Genomic DNA, 14472 nt, shown 5'->3' with positions numbered 1-14472 from the left:
CCCGCGCTCACCCCCCCCCCCGCGGGGGCCTCTCGCGCGGTGGGGCCCGCCCCCCGCGGCGCCTCCAGGGCGCCCCCCGCGCCCCCCCCCCCCCCCCCCGTCCGGCCCCAGCCCCCCCCGCCCGGGGGCGCCCACGGCCCGGCCGAGGCCCCCGAACTCCCCCCGGACCCTGAGCCCACCCCCACCCCGTCACCCACCCCCGACGCCACCACCGCCGACCCGGCACCCCCGGCACCCGCAGCACCCCCCGGCCTCCAGGCCGCCGACCCCGACGCCGAACCCGACCCCGACGCCGACCCCACCCCGGACCTCGACGACGACACCCCCGAGCCCACCCCCTCCGTCACCCTCCCCCCGGCCCCAACCCCCACCCCGACGCCCACCCCTTCCCTCACCCCCACCCCGCCCCCCACCCACCCCCAGACCACCCGCCGCATCTACGTCGCCACCATCCCCGGCGCCGCCCCGGGCGCCGCCGACATCTACATCCGCGCCACCGGCTGAGGCCGCAGCCCGCCGGGTGCCGATGACGAGCCGGAGCCCCGCCGGTGGGGCTCGGCGGGGCTGCGGTGTGTTGCTGTGTTGCTGTGTTGGTGGGTGAAGTCAGGCGGGTAGGCCGGGGACGGTGGTGATGGTGACGGGGTGGCCCATGGTGGTGATGCGCCAGGTGGCGAGGGCCTGGTAGGCGGGGGAGTGGTACCAGCCGTCGGCGTCGGCCGCGGTGGGGAATTCGAGGATGGCGGTCTTGGTGTAGGCGGTCTCGCCTTCGAGGCGGGCCGGGGTGTCGAAGGCGAGCAGGCGGCCCTGGTAGGGCTCCATGGTGGCGCCGACGTTGGCGAGGTAGTGGCCGAGGGCGGCGTCGGGGGTGTGGTCGGTGCGGGTGATGAGGACGTAGTGCATGGTGTGTTCCTTGTCCGGGCGGTCGGTGGTCAGCGGGTGGCCGGGGCGAGCGTGGGGGCGTTGGGGACGGTGGCGGTGTCGGGGTCGGGAGCGGGAGTGGGCTTTCGGGTGGGGGCCTGGCCGGCGAGCATGGCGCCGAGGGCGAGCAGCAGGCCGAGGAGTTGCCAGCGGGTGAGGGTCTGGCCGAGGACGACGAGGCCGCCCACGGTCGCGACGACCGGGTTGATCAGGCCGAGGAAGGAGGCCGGTCCGGCGCCGAGGTGGTCGATGCCGCGGAACCAGAGGACGTAGCCGAGCGCGGTGCTGAACAGCCCGAGGTAGGCGAACCCGGCGAGGTTGGCGCCGCTGAGTGCGGGCGGCGCGCCTTCGACGGCGGCCGCGAGCGGGACGAGGAACAGTGATCCGGCGAGCAGCTGCCAGGCCGTCAGGTCGAGCAGGGTGGCCCCTTCCGGGCGGCCCCAGCGGCGGGTGAGGACGGTGCCTGTGGCCATCAGTGCGATCGCGCCGACCATGGCGGCGATCCCGGTGGCGTCCAGTCGTGCGCCGCTCTTCAGTACCAGTAGGGCGACGCCGCCGACGCCGGCGAGCCCTGCGAGCAGTGCCCGCCGTCCGGGCCGTACGCCGAGGACGCCGATCGAGAGGCCGGTCACGAGCAGCGGCTGGATCGCGCCGATGGTGGCGGCGACGCCGCCGGGCAGGCGGTAGGCGCCGACGAAGGTGAGCGGGAAGAACAGCCCGATGTTGAGCATCCCGAGCACGGCTGCGCGCCCCCACCAGCGCCCCTTGGGCAGTTTGCGGCCGATGAGCAGGAGGAGCAGTCCGGCCGGGAGGGCCCGGAGGGCGGCGAGCAGCAGCGGACGGCCTTCGGGCAGGAGTTCTGTGGTGACCAGGTAGGTCGTGCCCCAGGCCGCCGGGGCGAGTGCCGCCGTGACGGCCACTCCTGCGCGTGTTCCACCCATGACATCCCCCTCAACGTTGATTATCTGAACGTTGAGATAATTAGTACGCCCCTGGGTGAGTGAACGTCAAGTATGTGAATGTTAAGATAGTTGCCCGCAGTCCAGCCCCGAGCCATGAGCCCCGGCCCCGAGCCGCGGCGAGCGGCAACCAAGGAGGCGTCAGGCCATGCAGCAGCGCGACACCGTCGACGAGATCGTCGAGCAGTGGACCAGGACCCGCCCCGACCTGAACACCGAGGCCATCGGCCTGATCGGCCGGCTGCGACGCCTCAACGTCCGCGTCGACGGCGCCCTGCGCGAGTACTTCGGCTCCTGCGGCCTGGACTCCTCCGAGTTCGACGTCCTGGCCACCCTGCGCCGCTCCGGCGAACCCTACGAGCTCAACGCCCGCGCCCTCCTCAAGGCCGCCATGGTCACCTCCGGCGCCATCACCAACCGGGTCGACCGTCTCTCCGCCAAGGGCCTGGTCGAACGCAACCCCTGCCCCGATGACCGCCGCGCCGTGCTGGTCCGCCTCACCCCGGCCGGCAAGGACCTCATCGACGCGGCGCTGGCCGGCCACGTCCGCAACGAGGAGCGCATCCTCGCGGGCCTCGACGCCGACGAGCGCGCCCAACTCGACACCCTGCTGCGCAAGCTCCTCATCGCGCACGGCGACACCGAGCCCCTGCTGGGCTGAGCGCGCCCCGGCGTCTGTGCCTGAACCGCCGCGCGGCCCGGCGCTTCGGCGTACGTTGGGGGGCCGGGGCGGGCCCCGCGGTGACGGTCGGTCCGGGCGTGCGCGGGCGGCGGCAGCGGCAGGTGGCTGTAGTGGTCGGGCAGTTCGCGTGTCCACGGCCTCCCCGGTGGCGTTAACCCGGCGGGAACCGCACCGGAGGAGGAGCCCATGAAGGACAAGACCCCCAGGGACATCGCCGTCGACGACCAGCTGCGGGCGGCAGGGGCGGAGGGGGCCCAGTGGCTCAGTGCCGCCGGGTGGGGGCCGCCGGTGACGGTCCCGGTGCAGAAGGCCGCCAGGTGGCAGCAGGAGACCAGGGCCCGGATGCTGGCGGCGCAGGTGGACGAGTCCTGCACGTGGTGCGTCCATCTGCTCGACGGAGGCCCCCAGCCCGTGGTCGTCCACGCCGAGCACCCGACCCACCTGCTCTGCCGCGCCTGCTCCATCGCCGCCCGCCCCCGCCGCGTCTGCCTGGACTGTGGTGGGCCGGCCGCCTCCGCCTCCCTGGCGGACGGCCGCGAGGACGTCTTCATGGGCCCGGTGGCGATCTACACCCGCCTCCGCTGCGCCACTTGCCACCGCGCCGACCGCCCCGACCCCCTGACCGGCACCTTCGGCAACGGCCCGTCCTGAGACGGGCAGGGCGCGGCCGGGCGGCCCGTGCGATTGACTTCGGAACGTATTCCGAACTAGCGTCGAGCCATGTCGACTCTCACCGTGTCGTTCTCCGATCTGTCGAAGAACTCCAAGCGCGTCGCGGACAGTGTGGAGCGAGTCCAGCGCGTGCACGTCACGCGCCGCGACGGGGAGGACCTGTACCTCACCACCGAGCGTCACGACCGTCAGCGCGAGCAGACCGCGGATGTCGCCGCTCGCCTGTTCGCCGCGTTGATCAGCAGCGATGAGGGCACGCAGGCGGTGCTCCTGGCCCTCCCCGCCGTCTTCCCCTGGGTCCGGCACCTGTCGGCCGCGGAGGTGCGCGAGTTCGTCGTCGACCTCGTGGACGCGACGCGCGATGCCGTGGACCTGGACGTGCACGCCAATCTGCACCGGGTGATAGTCGAGTGGCGCGCCACCGCGAGAGTGCTGGCGGACCCGGAGCTGGCGGCAGAGCTCGCCAGGCCCCTGCCCGGCGACGATCACGGCGAGGTGATCGAGCCGTGAGCCCGAAGCGCGGTGATGATGTGCCGCCCCCGCCCGTCGGGACGGAGTGGCGGCTGCGATTCGGTACGACGGAGGCTGCCAAGGGGTGGGGAGAGCTGTGTGCGGAGGCGGCCGGGAACGCCCGCCGCTGTTTCGAGGCGCTCCGGGCGAACCCCCTGTCCACGGGGGATCCGGATCGACAGCACCGGCTGCGGGGCCGGCTGGCCGCCCGCGTGTTCGGGGGCGTCGAGCTGCCGCAGTGGGAGTACGAGGTGACCGCCGGCGGCCGGGTGCGGTACGTGGTGGACGAGGCGGCCCGCGTCGTCCACCTCGTCTATGCCTCGCCCAGGCATCCGAAGGACACCGAGGCGTAGCGGACAGGCGTCCGGCCCTCGGGCCCTGCCGACGCAGGGCCGGGTGGCCCGCCGAGGGGGGTCAGGGTGACGTGGGGTTCGCGGGGGTTGTCTGGTGGGCGGCTGCGGCGGAGGCGAAGGAGGTGGCCAGGGACGGGGCTCCGGCCCAGTGCAGGTGCAGGTAGGAGGCGTGGACGTGGCTGCCCGCGAAGCCCTCGGTGCGGGGGCCGGTGGGCAGGCGCCAGCCCCAGGCGGGGTGTTCGCCCGCGCCCGGTTCGCAGACCGTGCGGTGGAACTCGTGGCCGCGTACCCGGGTGCCGGTCCGGGCGATCGGGGAGTCGTGCAGGGCGACGGCCTCCCGGTAGCCGAGGGTGAGCCGTTCGGTCATCCGGGCGCCGGTGTCCAGTACGCCGCACATCGGCAGGCCGTCCAACTCGCGCCCCAGGTAGAGCAGTCCGGCGCATTCGGCGGCGATCGGGCCGCCGCCGGCGGCGAACGCCGCGATGGCCCCGCGCAGCGCCGTGTTGCCGCTCAGCTCCCGGACGTACAGTTCGGGGAAGCCGCCGCCGATCACCAGGCCGGCCGTGCCGTCGGGCAGTGCCGTGGCGTGCAGCGGGTCGAATGGGACGACCTCGGCGCCTGCGGCGGTGAGGAGTTCGGCGTTCTCGGCGTACGAGAAGGAGAACGCGGCGCCGCCCGCGACCGCGATCCGCGGCGTGCCGGCCACCGGGTCGACCTCGGCCGACGGGCTCCACGGTTCGGCGTTCAACTCCGGTGCCGTCCGGGCGAGTTCGAGCAGGGCGTCCAAGTCGACCGAGGCGGCGACGAGTTCACCCATGTCGGCGACGGCGCGCAGGGCCTCCGCCGAGCGCTCCACGGCCGGGATCAGCCCGAGGTGGCGCGACGGCGTGGCGACGGTCGTGGAGCGGCGCAGCGCGCCCAGCACGGGCACGCCCGAGCCCTCCTCCAGGGCCTCGCGCAGGAGTTGCTCGTGCCGGTCGGAGGCGACCCGGTTGAGGATCACCCCGGCGAGGCGCACCTCCGGGTCCCAGGAGGCGAAGCCGTGCACCAGTGCGGCCACCGACCGGGACTGCGAGGAGCCGTCCACCACCAGCACCACGGGCGCCCGCAGCAGCTTGGCGACGTGCGCGGTGGAGGCCAGCTCCCCCCGCCCGGAGGCCCCGTCGAACAGGCCCATGACCCCCTCGACCACCGCGACGTCCGCTCCCGCCGCGCCGTGCAGGAAGAGCGGGGCGATCCGCTCCGGGCCGCACATGAAGGCGTCCAGGTTGCGGCCCGGGCGCCCGGCGGCGAGCGCGTGGTAGCCCGGGTCGATGTAGTCGGGGCCGACCTTGTGCGGGGACACCGCCAGTCCGCGCGCGGCGAGCGCCGCGATCAGGCCGGTGGCGACGGTGGTCTTGCCGGCGCCCGAGGAGGGTGCGGCGATGACGAGGCGGGGGATGGCGGCCAACGGCCTGCCGGCAGTGCTCAACGGTCTACCACTCGATACCGCGCTGGCCCTTGCGGCCGGCGTCCATGGGGTGCTTGACCTTGGTCATCTCGGTGACCAGGTCGGCGAATTCGGTCAGCGGTTCGGGTGCGTACCGGCCGGTGATGACGACGTGCTGGCTGCCCGGGCGGTCCTTGAGCACCGACACGACCTCCTGCGGGTCGACCCAGCCCCAGTGCATGGGGTAGGTGAACTCGTCCAGCACGTAGAAGCGGTAGGTCTCGGCCGCCAGGTCGCGCTTGACCTGCTCCCAGCCCTCCTTGGCGGCCGCCTCGCTGTCCATCTCCATCTCGCTGGAGCGCTGGATCCACGACCAGCCGGAGCCCATCTTGTGCCAGTCGACCGTGCCGCCCTCGCCGGAGGCGCCGAGCACGCGCAGCGCGTTCTCCTCGCCGACCTTCCACTTGGCGGACTTCACGAACTGGAACACCCCTACGGGCCAGCCCTGGTTCCAGGCCCGCAGCGCCATGCCGAACGCGGCCGTGGACTTGCCCTTGCCGGGGCCGGTGTGCACGGCGGTGATCGGCTGCGTGCGGCGCTGACGGGTCGTCAGGCCGTCGTCGGGGACGCTCTCGGGGACACCCTTGGGCATGTCGGCTCAGGCCGCCTTTCGCATGGTGGTGGCACGGTTCTCACGACGGTTCTCATGGCGGCTGTCGCGCCGGCCGTCGTGGCGGTTCTCGCGGACGAGCGAGGCGACGCCCTCGGGGCGCAGCTCGTCCAGACTGACGGCGGTGCCGCCGAGCAGTCCGGCCAGGGTGCGGGCGAGGCCGAGCCGGACGGGGCCGGACTCGCAGTCCAGCACCACGCTGGCGGTGCCCTGCGCGGCGAACAGTCCGGCCGCGCGCTGCGACCGGGCGAGCGCGTCCCGCCCGCCGGTGGCCCGGCCGTCGGTCACCACGACCAGCAGCGGGCGGCGGCTCGGGTCGCGCAGCCGCTCCACCCGCAGGACCTCGTGCGCGCGCAGCAGGCCGGCGGCCAGCGGGGTGCGGCCGCCGGTGGGCAGCGACTCCAGCCGGGCCGCGCCGACCTCCACGGACGAGGTCGGCGGCAGCGCCAGTTCGGCGTCCGCGCCCCGGAAGGTGATCATGCCGATCTTGTCGCGCCGCTGGTAGGCGTCCATCAGCAGGGACAGCACGGCGCCCTTGACGGCGGTCATCCGCTGCCGGGCGGCCATCGAGCCGGAGGCGTCGACGACGAACAGCACCAGGTTGGACTCCCGCCCCTGGCGGACCTGTTCGCGGAAGTCGTCCTTGCGCAGCACCAGCGCCCGGCCGGCCCGCCCGCGTGCCGCCTGGTGCGGCGCGGCGGCCTGCAAGGTGGCGGTCAGGTGCAGGCGGCTGAGCGTGCCCTGGGGGCGCCGGGCGCGCACGGTGTGCCCGCCGGTGGTCTCGGCGGGGGAGCGGCGGCCCTGGGCGCCGTGGCCGGTGCCCTGCACGGTGAACAGCTTGGTCCGGTACGGGTCGCCGGCCGCGACCGGCGCCGACTCCCGGGCGGGGGCGGGGTGTTGGGTCGGTACGGGCTGCTGGAGCGGCTCGTCCGGCTCGGCGGCCGATGCCTGCGGGCCGGAGGTGGGCTCGGGGGCCCCGCCGCCGTCCGGGCCGCCGCCGGGGCCGCCGTCCGGGCCCGGACCGTCGTCCTCGGGGCCGTCGCCCTCGCCGTCCCCGTCGCCCTCGGCCTCTCCTGAGCCCCCGAGCTCCCCGGACCCCTCGGGCTCCGAGGGCTCGGAGGGCTCCGATGGCTGTGCGGGATCCTCCGGCTGCGCGTGCTCCTCCAGCGTCCGGTCGAGCTGCTCCTCGTCCAGCCCCGGAGCGTCGAAGGGGTTGCGGCGGCGCCGGTGCGGCAGCGCCAGCTGGGCGGCCTTGCGGACGTCCTCCTCCAGCACCTCGGTCCGCCCGTCCCAGGCGGCGAGCGCGACGGCGGTGCGGGCCATCACGATGTCGGCGCGCAGCCCGTCCACCTCGAACGCGGCGCACACGGCGGTGATCTGACGCAGCGCCACATCCGTCAGCTCCACCTTGGGCAGCAACTCCCGGGCGGCGGTGATGCGTTCGGCGAGCGCCTGCTCGTCCGCGGCGAACCGTGCGGCGAAGCCGGCCGGGTCGGCGTCGTAGCCGAGCCGGCGGCGGACCACCTCGGCGCGCTCGGCCGGGTCCCGGGTGGCGGCGATCTCGACGGTCAGGCCGAACCGGTCGAGCAGCTGCGGCCGCAGCTCGCCCTCCTCGGGGTTCATCGTGCCGACCAGCAGGAAGCGGGCGGCGTGCCGCACCGACACGCCCTCGCGCTCGACGTACGAGCGGCCCATCGCGGCGGCGTCCAGCAGCAGGTCCACGACGTGGTCCTGGAGCAGGTTCACCTCGTCGATGTAGAGCACGCCGCGGTGCGCCTTGGCGAGCAGCCCCGGCTCGTACGCCTTGACGCCCTCGGCGAGCGCCCGTTCCAGGTCGAGCGAGCCGACGATCCGGTCCTCGGCCACGCCGACCGGCAACTCGACCAGCTGGGCCGGGCGTTCGGACGCCGAAGGGCGGTCGTGCGGCCCGTCCGGGCACTGCGGGTCCGGCGCGGACGGGTCGCAGGCGAACCGGCAGCCGTCGACGGCCGCGAGGGTCGGCAGCAGGCCGGCCAGCGCGCGCACCATGGTCGACTTCGCGGTGCCCTTCTCGCCGCGCACCAGCACGCCGCCCACGGCCGGCGAGACCGCGTTGAGCAGCAGGCCGAGCCGCAGGTCGGGCATGCCGACGATCGCGGTGAACGGATAGCGGACGTCACTCATGCATACTCCCCAGGTGCCCCGGGCGCCAGGAACGGCAGCGATCCGGCCGCCGGCACCCCGCCCTCGATCAGCTTCCACAGCGCGTCGGTGTCCGCGTGCTCCTCGATCAGGTCGCCCAGCCGGTCCAGCCGGGCCTCGCGCGCCTCGGCGAACGAGGTGTCCGGTGCCGGCACGAACGCCCGGCCCGCCAACGCGGCGACCTCGCGCAGGAGTTCACGACGGAAGCCGTCGTTCTCCAGCGCGCCGTGCCAGGTCGTGCCCCACACCGGGCCGACCCGGCAGCCGTCCAGGCCGTGCCCGTCGTCATCGGAGAAGAACGGCTCGCCCCCCTCCACGGCCACCACCCCGTGGTGGATCTCGTACCCCTCGACCCGCTGCCCGTACGCCGTGCCGACCGGGCGCGCCAGCACCTTCTCGGCGCCGAACCGCACGTGCGTCGGCAGCAGGCCCAGGCCCTCGACCGAGCCGGCCCCGGACTCCACCTCGTCCTCGATCCCGCGCGCCAGCATCTGGTAGCCGCCGCAGACCCCGAGGACCGGCAGCCCGGCCGCCGCCCGCGCCTTCAGCGCCGGCTCCAGGCCGCGTTCGCGCAGCCAGGCCAGGTCGGCCACGGTGGCCCGGGTGCCGGGCAGCACCACCAGGTCGGCGTCGGCCAGTTCCTCCGGCCGGGTCACCCAGCGCACCAGCACGCCGGGCTCCTGCGCCAGGGCGTCCAGGTCGGTGAAGTTCGACAGCCGGGGGAAGCGCACCACGGCCACCCGCAGTACGTCCGCCCCGAGCGGGCCGCGGCCGTCGACCCGGTCCACCACCGTGGACAGGTCCAGCGAGTCCTCGGCGTCCAGCCACAGGCCCGGCAGCATCGGCAGGGTGCCGAGCACCGGACGGCCGGTCAGCCCGTGCAGCATGTCCAGGCCGGGCGCCAGCAGCCGCGCGTCGCCGCGGAACTTGTTGACGAACCAGCCCGCCACGTGCCGCTGGTCCTGCGCCGACAGCAGCGCCAGCGTCCCGTACATCGCCGCGAAGACGCCGCCGCGGTCGATGTCCCCGACCACCACCACCGGCAGCCCGGCGGCCGTCGCCAGGCCCATGTTGGCGATGTCCCGGTCCCGCAGGTTGATCTCGGCGGGCGAACCGGCGCCCTCGCAGACCACCACCTCGTAGCGGCGGCGCAGATCCGCCAGGCACTCCAGCGACCGTTCCAGCAGGACGGGCTTGCGCTCGCGGTAGTCCAGCGCGCCCACCTCGGCGACCGGCCGGCCCAGCAGCACCACCTGGCTGCGGCCGTCCGCGCCCGGCTTCAGCAGCACCGGGTTCATCGCCGCCTCCGGCTCCACCCGGGCCGCCTGCGCCTGCATCGCCTGCGCCCGGCCGATCTCGGCGCCGTCGGCGGTGACGAAGGAGTTCAGCGACATGTTCTGCGCCTTGAACGGCGCGACCCGCACCCCCTGCCGGGCCAGCCAGCGGCAGATGCCCGCGGTCACCACGCTCTTGCCCGCGTCCGAGGTCGTCCCGGCGACCAGCAGTGCGTTGCTCATGCCCTTCCCCTCCACCGTGTCGTCAGCAAGCGCAGCGCGACGTGCCCCGCGACCGTCGTACCCAGGGCCAGCGCGCCCACCCGCCGGGAGAGCACGCAGGCCCGCTCGATGTCGTCCGCCGTCACCGGGCGCAACTCCGCGCCCAGCACCGGCCGGTGCTCCACCCGCTCCCCGTACTGGAGGGTCCCGCCCAGCCGGACGCCCACCGCGCCCGCGAAGGCCGCCTCCGCCTGGCCCGCGTTCGGGCTCGGGTGCGCCGAACCGTCCCGCCGCCAGACCCGCCAGGCCGTTTTCGGCTGCGGCGCGGCGGCCACCGTGAGCAGCGCCGTCAGCCGGGCGCCCGGCCAGCCCGCCACGTCGTCGAGCCGGGCCGAGGCCCAGCCGAACCGGGCGTACCGCGGCGAGCGGTGGCCGACCATCGCGTCCAGCGTGTTCACCGCGCGGAACGCCAGCAGCCCCGGCGTGCCCGCCAGCGTGCCCCAGACCAGCGCGTTCACCACGGCGTCCGCAGTGTTCTCGGCGACCGACTCGACCACCGCGCGGGCGATCTGCGGCCCGTCCAGCGCGCTCGGATCCCGCCCGCACAGGTGCGGCAGCCGTTCCCGCGCGGCCGCCAGGTCACCCGTGGCCAGCGACCGGCCGATGGTGCGCGCCTCCCGGGTCAGCGAGGTGCCGCCCAGCACCGTCCAGGTCGCGGCGGCCGCCAGCGCGGCCCGGCCCAGCGGACGCCGGCCCACCGTACGGTCCAGGGCCACCGCGCCGGCCGCGACCGCGCCCACGCACAGCGCCGTGTACCCGGCGCCGGCCACCCGGTCGTCCTGCCACACCCGCCGCTCCAGCCGGGTCGCCGCGCCGCCGAAGACGGCCACCGGGTGGCCGCGCCGGGGGTCGGCGAAGCGGGCGTCCGCGGCGAAGCCCGCGGCGGCGCCGAGCGCGAACGCGGCGGCGCGGGTCAGCGGGCGCACGGCGGGTTCGGCGGAAGGCCGCGTCGGGTCCGGCGGGTCGGGGCAGCCTGCATCGCGTGCGTGTCCTCACTCAGGGTCCGCGCCCTGGATCGACGTACCGGGGGCGAGAGTCTCCTGGCTTCCGGGTCGGACGCACCCCCGGGCCTTCCAGCGGCTTCTGACGGTCCGCCGTGGCAATGTTCCGAGCGTGCTCCCCGGTGACAGTGGCGGGACCGCGCCGGACTCGCACCGGCTTCCTCTGCATGCCTCCGTTTGGCCCCAGGATCCCATCACGCGGCCGAACCGGGAGTCAACCGAGGTCACGGAGGGGTTGGTCACACCTCGGAGCCCTGTCGCCGGTGCCGTTCTCGCCCGCCCGAGGCCCGCCCCGCCCGACGCCCCGCCCGCCTGACGCCCCGCCCCGCCCGACGCCCCGCCGTACCCCGGACGGCCCAGCCCGGTGGCCGCCCGCGCGGCCCCCCGGTGAACTGGTGCCCGAACACCGTCCGAGCAGCGCCCGGACACCGCCCGGACACCGTCCGGTCCAAGAGCAGCCAAGACCAGCAGAGCGGGGAGCGATATGCGTTGGGGAACCGCGGCCGTCGTGGCGGCCGCCGTCGTCGGCGCCGGGGCCGCCGTCCTGGTGATCGGCCGTCGGGCCTCCGAACGGCTGGTCCACCCGGCGAGCGCCGTCCGGGAGTCGGGCCCCGTCCTGGTGCGGAGCCTCGCCGCGGGCCGGATCACCTTCAACCGCCGCCCCGAGAGCCTGCGCCCCGGCCGCTGGGCCGTGGAGTGGGACGACCACGGCCACGCCGTCGTCGAGGACGTCCTGCACAGCGACGAGAACGGTGTCACCCGCCGCCTCGTCCGCGCCGACCGGGGCACCCTCACTCCCGGCACCGAGGTCCGCTTCACCCCCCGCGTCCACCTCGGCGACCCCACGGAGGCGCTCGGCCTCCCCTTCACCGACACCGCCGCCGACGGCGAACTCGGCGCCCTCCCCGCCTGGCGCCTCGACGGCAAACGCGGCACCTGGGTGATCCTCGTCCACGGCCCCGGCGCCGACCGGCAGCAGACCCTCCCGGTCCTCCCCGTCCTCGACCGCCTCGCCCTGCCCGCCCTCGCCGTCACCTACCGGGGCGACCAGGGCGCCCCCGCCTCGCCGGACGGGCTCGGCCACTTCGGCGAGACCGAGTGGCGCGACGTCGAGTCGGCGGTCCGGCTCGCCCTCGACAGCGGCGCCGGCCGGGTCATCCTGTACGGCTGGTCCCTCGGCGCCACCATGGCCCTCCAGACGGCCTCCCGCTCCGCCTGGGCCCATGCCATCAGCGGCCTCGTCCTGGACTCGCCGGTCCTCGACCTGCCCGCCACCGCCCGCCGCGGCGCCGCCCGGGCCGGCTACACCGGCGCCGCCGCCGAGCTCGGCGCCCTCGCGGCCGAGGGCCGTACCGGCGTCGACCTCGCCGACTTCAGCCGCATCGCCGAGGGCGCCGACCTGCGTGTCCCCACCCTCCTCCTGCACAGCCCCGACGATCAGGTCGCCCCGTTCCGCGCCGCCGAGCGCCTCGCCGCCGCCCGCCCCGGCGTGGTCAGCCTCCGGCCTTTCCCGGGCGCCGACCACGCCACCCTCTGGAACTCGGCCCCCACCCACTACACCGAACTCCTCCGCCGCTGGCTCACCCCCCTTCTCTGAACCCAGCCCCCCCCGCACGAGAAGTCACACCGACAGGGCCTCTGTACGAAACCCGGACCTCACCCGTCAGCCACGGAGTGTGACCGGTCGGGCGGGTAGCGCGACCGCCGCCGCAAGGGTTGAGCCGGGATGGCATGCCCCCGCCACCTGTTTCCGGCCAGGCGGTTTGCCTCTGTTGCCCGATTGTTGCCCGATCTTGGGGAGGCGCCGTCGACGGCCGCCCGTCCGTACAGCCAACCGGATGTGACAGAAGGCCGGTACAAGGGGAAGACTGCTCGACGTGACGTCTCGGAATCCGCGCGACCGTGATGCCCCGCTCCCTCCGACGATCGGTACTGGTGCGACGGTGACCCGTCTCCCCGGTACGGCCCACCGGCCCGCCGCCGGCAAGCCGGGCGGGGCCGGGGTACCCCGCCGACGAGGGCCCGCTGCGGCGCCCGGTCGGGGGAGGGTTCCCGTACCGGAGGGCTTTCCCGCGCCGGCCGAGCTGGCGCCGCTGGCCCGCCGGATGCTGGTGGACGCCGTCCGGATCGCCCGCTGGGCGGGGGACCTGGAAGAGGTCGACAAGCGGGGCGAGCTGCTGCCCGACGACGCCCGTGCGGCGGGTCGGGCGCTGGCCATGACGGTCGGCGCCGCCGCCAAGGCGTGGGGGCAGGCACTGCTGGTCGGCCTGGTGGAGGCCAGGGACGGCGGTGCGGTCCCGGGCTGGCGCCTGCACGCCTGGGAGCACGACGACGAGGCGGTGGTCCGCGGCTGGTCGGCGCTGTTCGACGCCTGGACGCTGCTGGCCCCGGTGCCGCCGGCCGCTCTGCGGGGCGTGTTCGCGGTGCTGGCCGGCCAGGCGGTGGACCAGGCGCCTCAGTTGCTGTCGTTCCTGCACCTGGTGGCAGGTCCGGTGTCGGACGGCGAACTGCTGGAGCTGCTGCGCCGGGGTCTGGACGAGCGCCGGGTGGGCGGCACGGACGGTTCGGGCCTGTCGCCCGTGCCGCACGCCGCCTCGGCGGTGTCGGCGGTCCGCGGCACGTGCCGGGAGCCGCAGATCGACACCCCGCCGTCGCCGGCGGACGTGGCCGCGGTCCTGGACTGGATGCTGGACGGCCTGGCGGCCGTCGGGGCCGTGGTCCGCAGGGACGAGGCCGCCGAGCTGTCGCCGCTGGGCCACTGGGCGGTGCGGGCGAAGCTGGAGGAGATCTGCACGGTCGCGCAGACCGCGGCCGGGCACATCGAGCAGAGCGCCTTCGAGCTGTTGAACGCCTGCGCGGACTACTCGCCGGGCCCGGCGCGGGCCGAGTTCCGCGCCTGGGTGGCGGCCCGTCCGGCCGATCGGGCGGTGGCGGAGCTGCTGGACGCGGCACAGGGGGACGACGCGCTGGTGCGCGGGCTGGCCTTCGAGGCGCTGCGGGTGGCCGGCGGCCCGGCGGAGCAGGCGGTGCGGGGGTCGGTGGACGAGCCGGTGCTGCGCCCGTACGCGCTGCTGTGGCTGGCGGAGCGCTCGGACGAGGGGGTTTCGCCGGCGGACGTGCTGGGGGCGGAGGACGCGGCCTGGCTGTGGGTGGACACGGCGGCGGCGGTGCTGGACCACGGCGAGACGGAGCTGCTGGTGGGCCACGTCGAGGGCGCCGCGGCGGGCGATCCGGTGCGGCTGTTCGCCCGGGCCCGGCAGTCGGGGCACCCGCGGGCGGCCTCGGTGCTGTCGGCGGTCTCGAGCGTGCACCCGGATCCGGGTGTGGCGCGGGCGGCCCGCCGCTCGGCGTTCAGCGTGCACACCGGCGGCGCCTAGCAGCGCCCGCCGACGCCTAGCAGCGCCCGCCGAAGAGCGAGCACAACGAAGAGGGGGGGGGGGGGGGGCGGCGCGCGGGCGGCCCCGCGCCGAGCGCGCGACGGCCCCCAGGGGGCGGGCCCCCGCCCCGCGCGGGGGCGCGCGCGCGACGCGGGGCCGCGGGC

Annotated in this window: 13 protein-coding genes, 1 pseudogene and 1 riboswitch; of the genes and pseudogenes, 7 read left to right on the top strand and 7 right to left on the bottom strand. The window is 75.6% G+C overall.

Translation table 11 applies throughout. The features are described 5' to 3' along the window. Window positions 1-504: pseudogene (locus ACFV61_RS29055) on the top strand (hypothetical protein); the annotation flags it as partial. A gap of 99 nt (window positions 505-603) precedes the next feature. On the opposite strand, the gene ACFV61_RS29050 reads toward ACFV61_RS29055, so the two are convergent. Next, on the bottom strand, window positions 604-900 hold the full coding sequence (locus ACFV61_RS29050) for a DUF1330 domain-containing protein (RefSeq protein WP_380336192.1): 297 nt from the start codon (window positions 898-900) through the stop codon (window positions 604-606). Window positions 901-929: 29 nt separating this feature from the next. Beyond that, window positions 930-1859, bottom strand: coding sequence for an EamA family transporter (locus tag ACFV61_RS29045; RefSeq protein ID WP_380494808.1), 930 nt, complete (start codon window positions 1857-1859; stop codon window positions 930-932). Between the two features lie 166 nt (window positions 1860-2025). On the opposite strand from ACFV61_RS29045, the gene ACFV61_RS29040 reads away from it, so the two are divergent. From ACFV61_RS29040 to ACFV61_RS29025, 4 genes are all read left to right on the top strand, one after another. Beyond that, window positions 2026-2538 carry a MarR family winged helix-turn-helix transcriptional regulator gene (locus tag ACFV61_RS29040; RefSeq protein ID WP_380494806.1) on the top strand — a complete coding sequence of 171 codons (513 nt, stop codon included), beginning with the start codon at window positions 2026-2028 and terminating at the stop codon, window positions 2536-2538. Between the two features lie 207 nt (window positions 2539-2745). Further along, window positions 2746-3210 (top strand): hypothetical protein, encoded by a 465-nt coding sequence (locus tag ACFV61_RS29035; RefSeq protein ID WP_380494804.1) that lies wholly within the window; start codon window positions 2746-2748, stop codon window positions 3208-3210. Between the two features lie 69 nt (window positions 3211-3279). Next, window positions 3280-3741 carry a hypothetical protein gene (locus ACFV61_RS29030; protein ID WP_063349582.1) on the top strand — a complete coding sequence of 154 codons (462 nt, stop codon included), beginning with the start codon at window positions 3280-3282 and terminating at the stop codon, window positions 3739-3741. Further along, complete coding sequence (locus tag ACFV61_RS29025) at window positions 3738-4094, top strand: type II toxin-antitoxin system RelE/ParE family toxin (RefSeq protein WP_063349583.1); 357 nt, start codon at window positions 3738-3740, stop codon at window positions 4092-4094. The genes ACFV61_RS29030 and ACFV61_RS29025 overlap by 4 nt, the downstream gene beginning before the upstream one ends. Before the next feature lie 61 nt (window positions 4095-4155). Here the strand turns inward: ACFV61_RS29025 and ACFV61_RS29020 are convergent, their stop codons facing one another. From ACFV61_RS29020 to ACFV61_RS29000, 5 genes are read right to left on the bottom strand one after another with little or no spacing between them, the layout of a single operon-like run. Further along, on the bottom strand, window positions 4156-5544 hold the full coding sequence (locus ACFV61_RS29020) for a cobyrinate a,c-diamide synthase (protein WP_380494810.1): 1389 nt from the start codon (window positions 5542-5544) through the stop codon (window positions 4156-4158). Between the two features lie 25 nt (window positions 5545-5569). Next, entirely contained in the window at window positions 5570-6175 is a 606-nt protein-coding gene (cobO, locus tag ACFV61_RS29015) for a cob(I)yrinic acid a,c-diamide adenosyltransferase (protein ID WP_380425523.1), read from the bottom strand. 6 nt (window positions 6176-6181) lie between these two features. Further along, on the bottom strand, window positions 6182-8356 hold the full coding sequence (locus ACFV61_RS29010) for a putative cobaltochelatase (RefSeq protein WP_380494801.1): 2175 nt from the start codon (window positions 8354-8356) through the stop codon (window positions 6182-6184). Next, window positions 8353-9891 (bottom strand): cobyric acid synthase, encoded by a 1539-nt coding sequence (locus ACFV61_RS29005; protein ID WP_380494799.1) that lies wholly within the window; start codon window positions 9889-9891, stop codon window positions 8353-8355. The genes ACFV61_RS29010 and ACFV61_RS29005 overlap by 4 nt, the downstream gene beginning before the upstream one ends. Continuing rightward, on the bottom strand, window positions 9888-10856 hold the full coding sequence (locus ACFV61_RS29000; protein ID WP_363580577.1) for a cobalamin biosynthesis protein: 969 nt from the start codon (window positions 10854-10856) through the stop codon (window positions 9888-9890). The genes ACFV61_RS29005 and ACFV61_RS29000 overlap by 4 nt, the downstream gene beginning before the upstream one ends. A gap of 107 nt (window positions 10857-10963) precedes the next feature. Next, window positions 10964-11096: riboswitch (cobalamin riboswitch) on the bottom strand. Between the two features lie 319 nt (window positions 11097-11415). Here ACFV61_RS29000 and ACFV61_RS28995 point away from each other — a divergent pair. Beyond that, on the top strand, window positions 11416-12528 hold the full coding sequence (locus ACFV61_RS28995) for an alpha/beta hydrolase family protein (RefSeq protein WP_380425517.1): 1113 nt from the start codon (window positions 11416-11418) through the stop codon (window positions 12526-12528). A 346-nt stretch (window positions 12529-12874) separates the two neighbouring features. Further along, entirely contained in the window at window positions 12875-14308 is a 1434-nt protein-coding gene (locus ACFV61_RS28990) for a hypothetical protein (protein WP_244293475.1), read from the top strand. Window positions 14309-14472 lie beyond the last annotated feature (164 nt).

Source organism: Kitasatospora sp. NPDC059817 (genome assembly GCF_042731835.1).
GTDB lineage: Bacteria > Actinomycetota > Actinomycetes > Streptomycetales > Streptomycetaceae > Kitasatospora.
Note: the sequence above shows the minus strand (reverse complement) of the source record. Positions and strands in the feature narration are given on the sequence as shown.

Excerpts from the sequence above, each read along its gene's own strand:
- cobO (WP_380425523.1), bottom strand. The coding sequence starts at position 6,175 with ATGCCCAAGGGTGTCCCCGAGAGCGTCCCCGACGACGGCCTGACGACC.
- ACFV61_RS29030 (WP_063349582.1), top strand. The coding sequence starts at position 3,280 with ATGTCGACTCTCACCGTGTCGTTCTCCGATCTGTCGAAGAACTCCAAG.
- ACFV61_RS29040 (WP_380494806.1), top strand. The coding sequence starts at position 2,026 with ATGCAGCAGCGCGACACCGTCGACGAGATCGTCGAGCAGTGGACCAGG.
- ACFV61_RS29050 (WP_380336192.1), bottom strand. The coding sequence starts at position 900 with ATGCACTACGTCCTCATCACCCGCACCGACCACACCCCCGACGCCGCC.
- ACFV61_RS29010 (WP_380494801.1), bottom strand. The coding sequence starts at position 8,356 with ATGAGTGACGTCCGCTATCCGTTCACCGCGATCGTCGGCATGCCCGAC.
- ACFV61_RS28995 (WP_380425517.1), top strand. The coding sequence starts at position 11,416 with ATGCGTTGGGGAACCGCGGCCGTCGTGGCGGCCGCCGTCGTCGGCGCC.
- ACFV61_RS29035 (WP_380494804.1), top strand. The coding sequence starts at position 2,746 with ATGAAGGACAAGACCCCCAGGGACATCGCCGTCGACGACCAGCTGCGG.
- ACFV61_RS29045 (WP_380494808.1), bottom strand. The coding sequence starts at position 1,859 with ATGGGTGGAACACGCGCAGGAGTGGCCGTCACGGCGGCACTCGCCCCG.
- ACFV61_RS29005 (WP_380494799.1), bottom strand. The coding sequence starts at position 9,891 with ATGAGCAACGCACTGCTGGTCGCCGGGACGACCTCGGACGCGGGCAAG.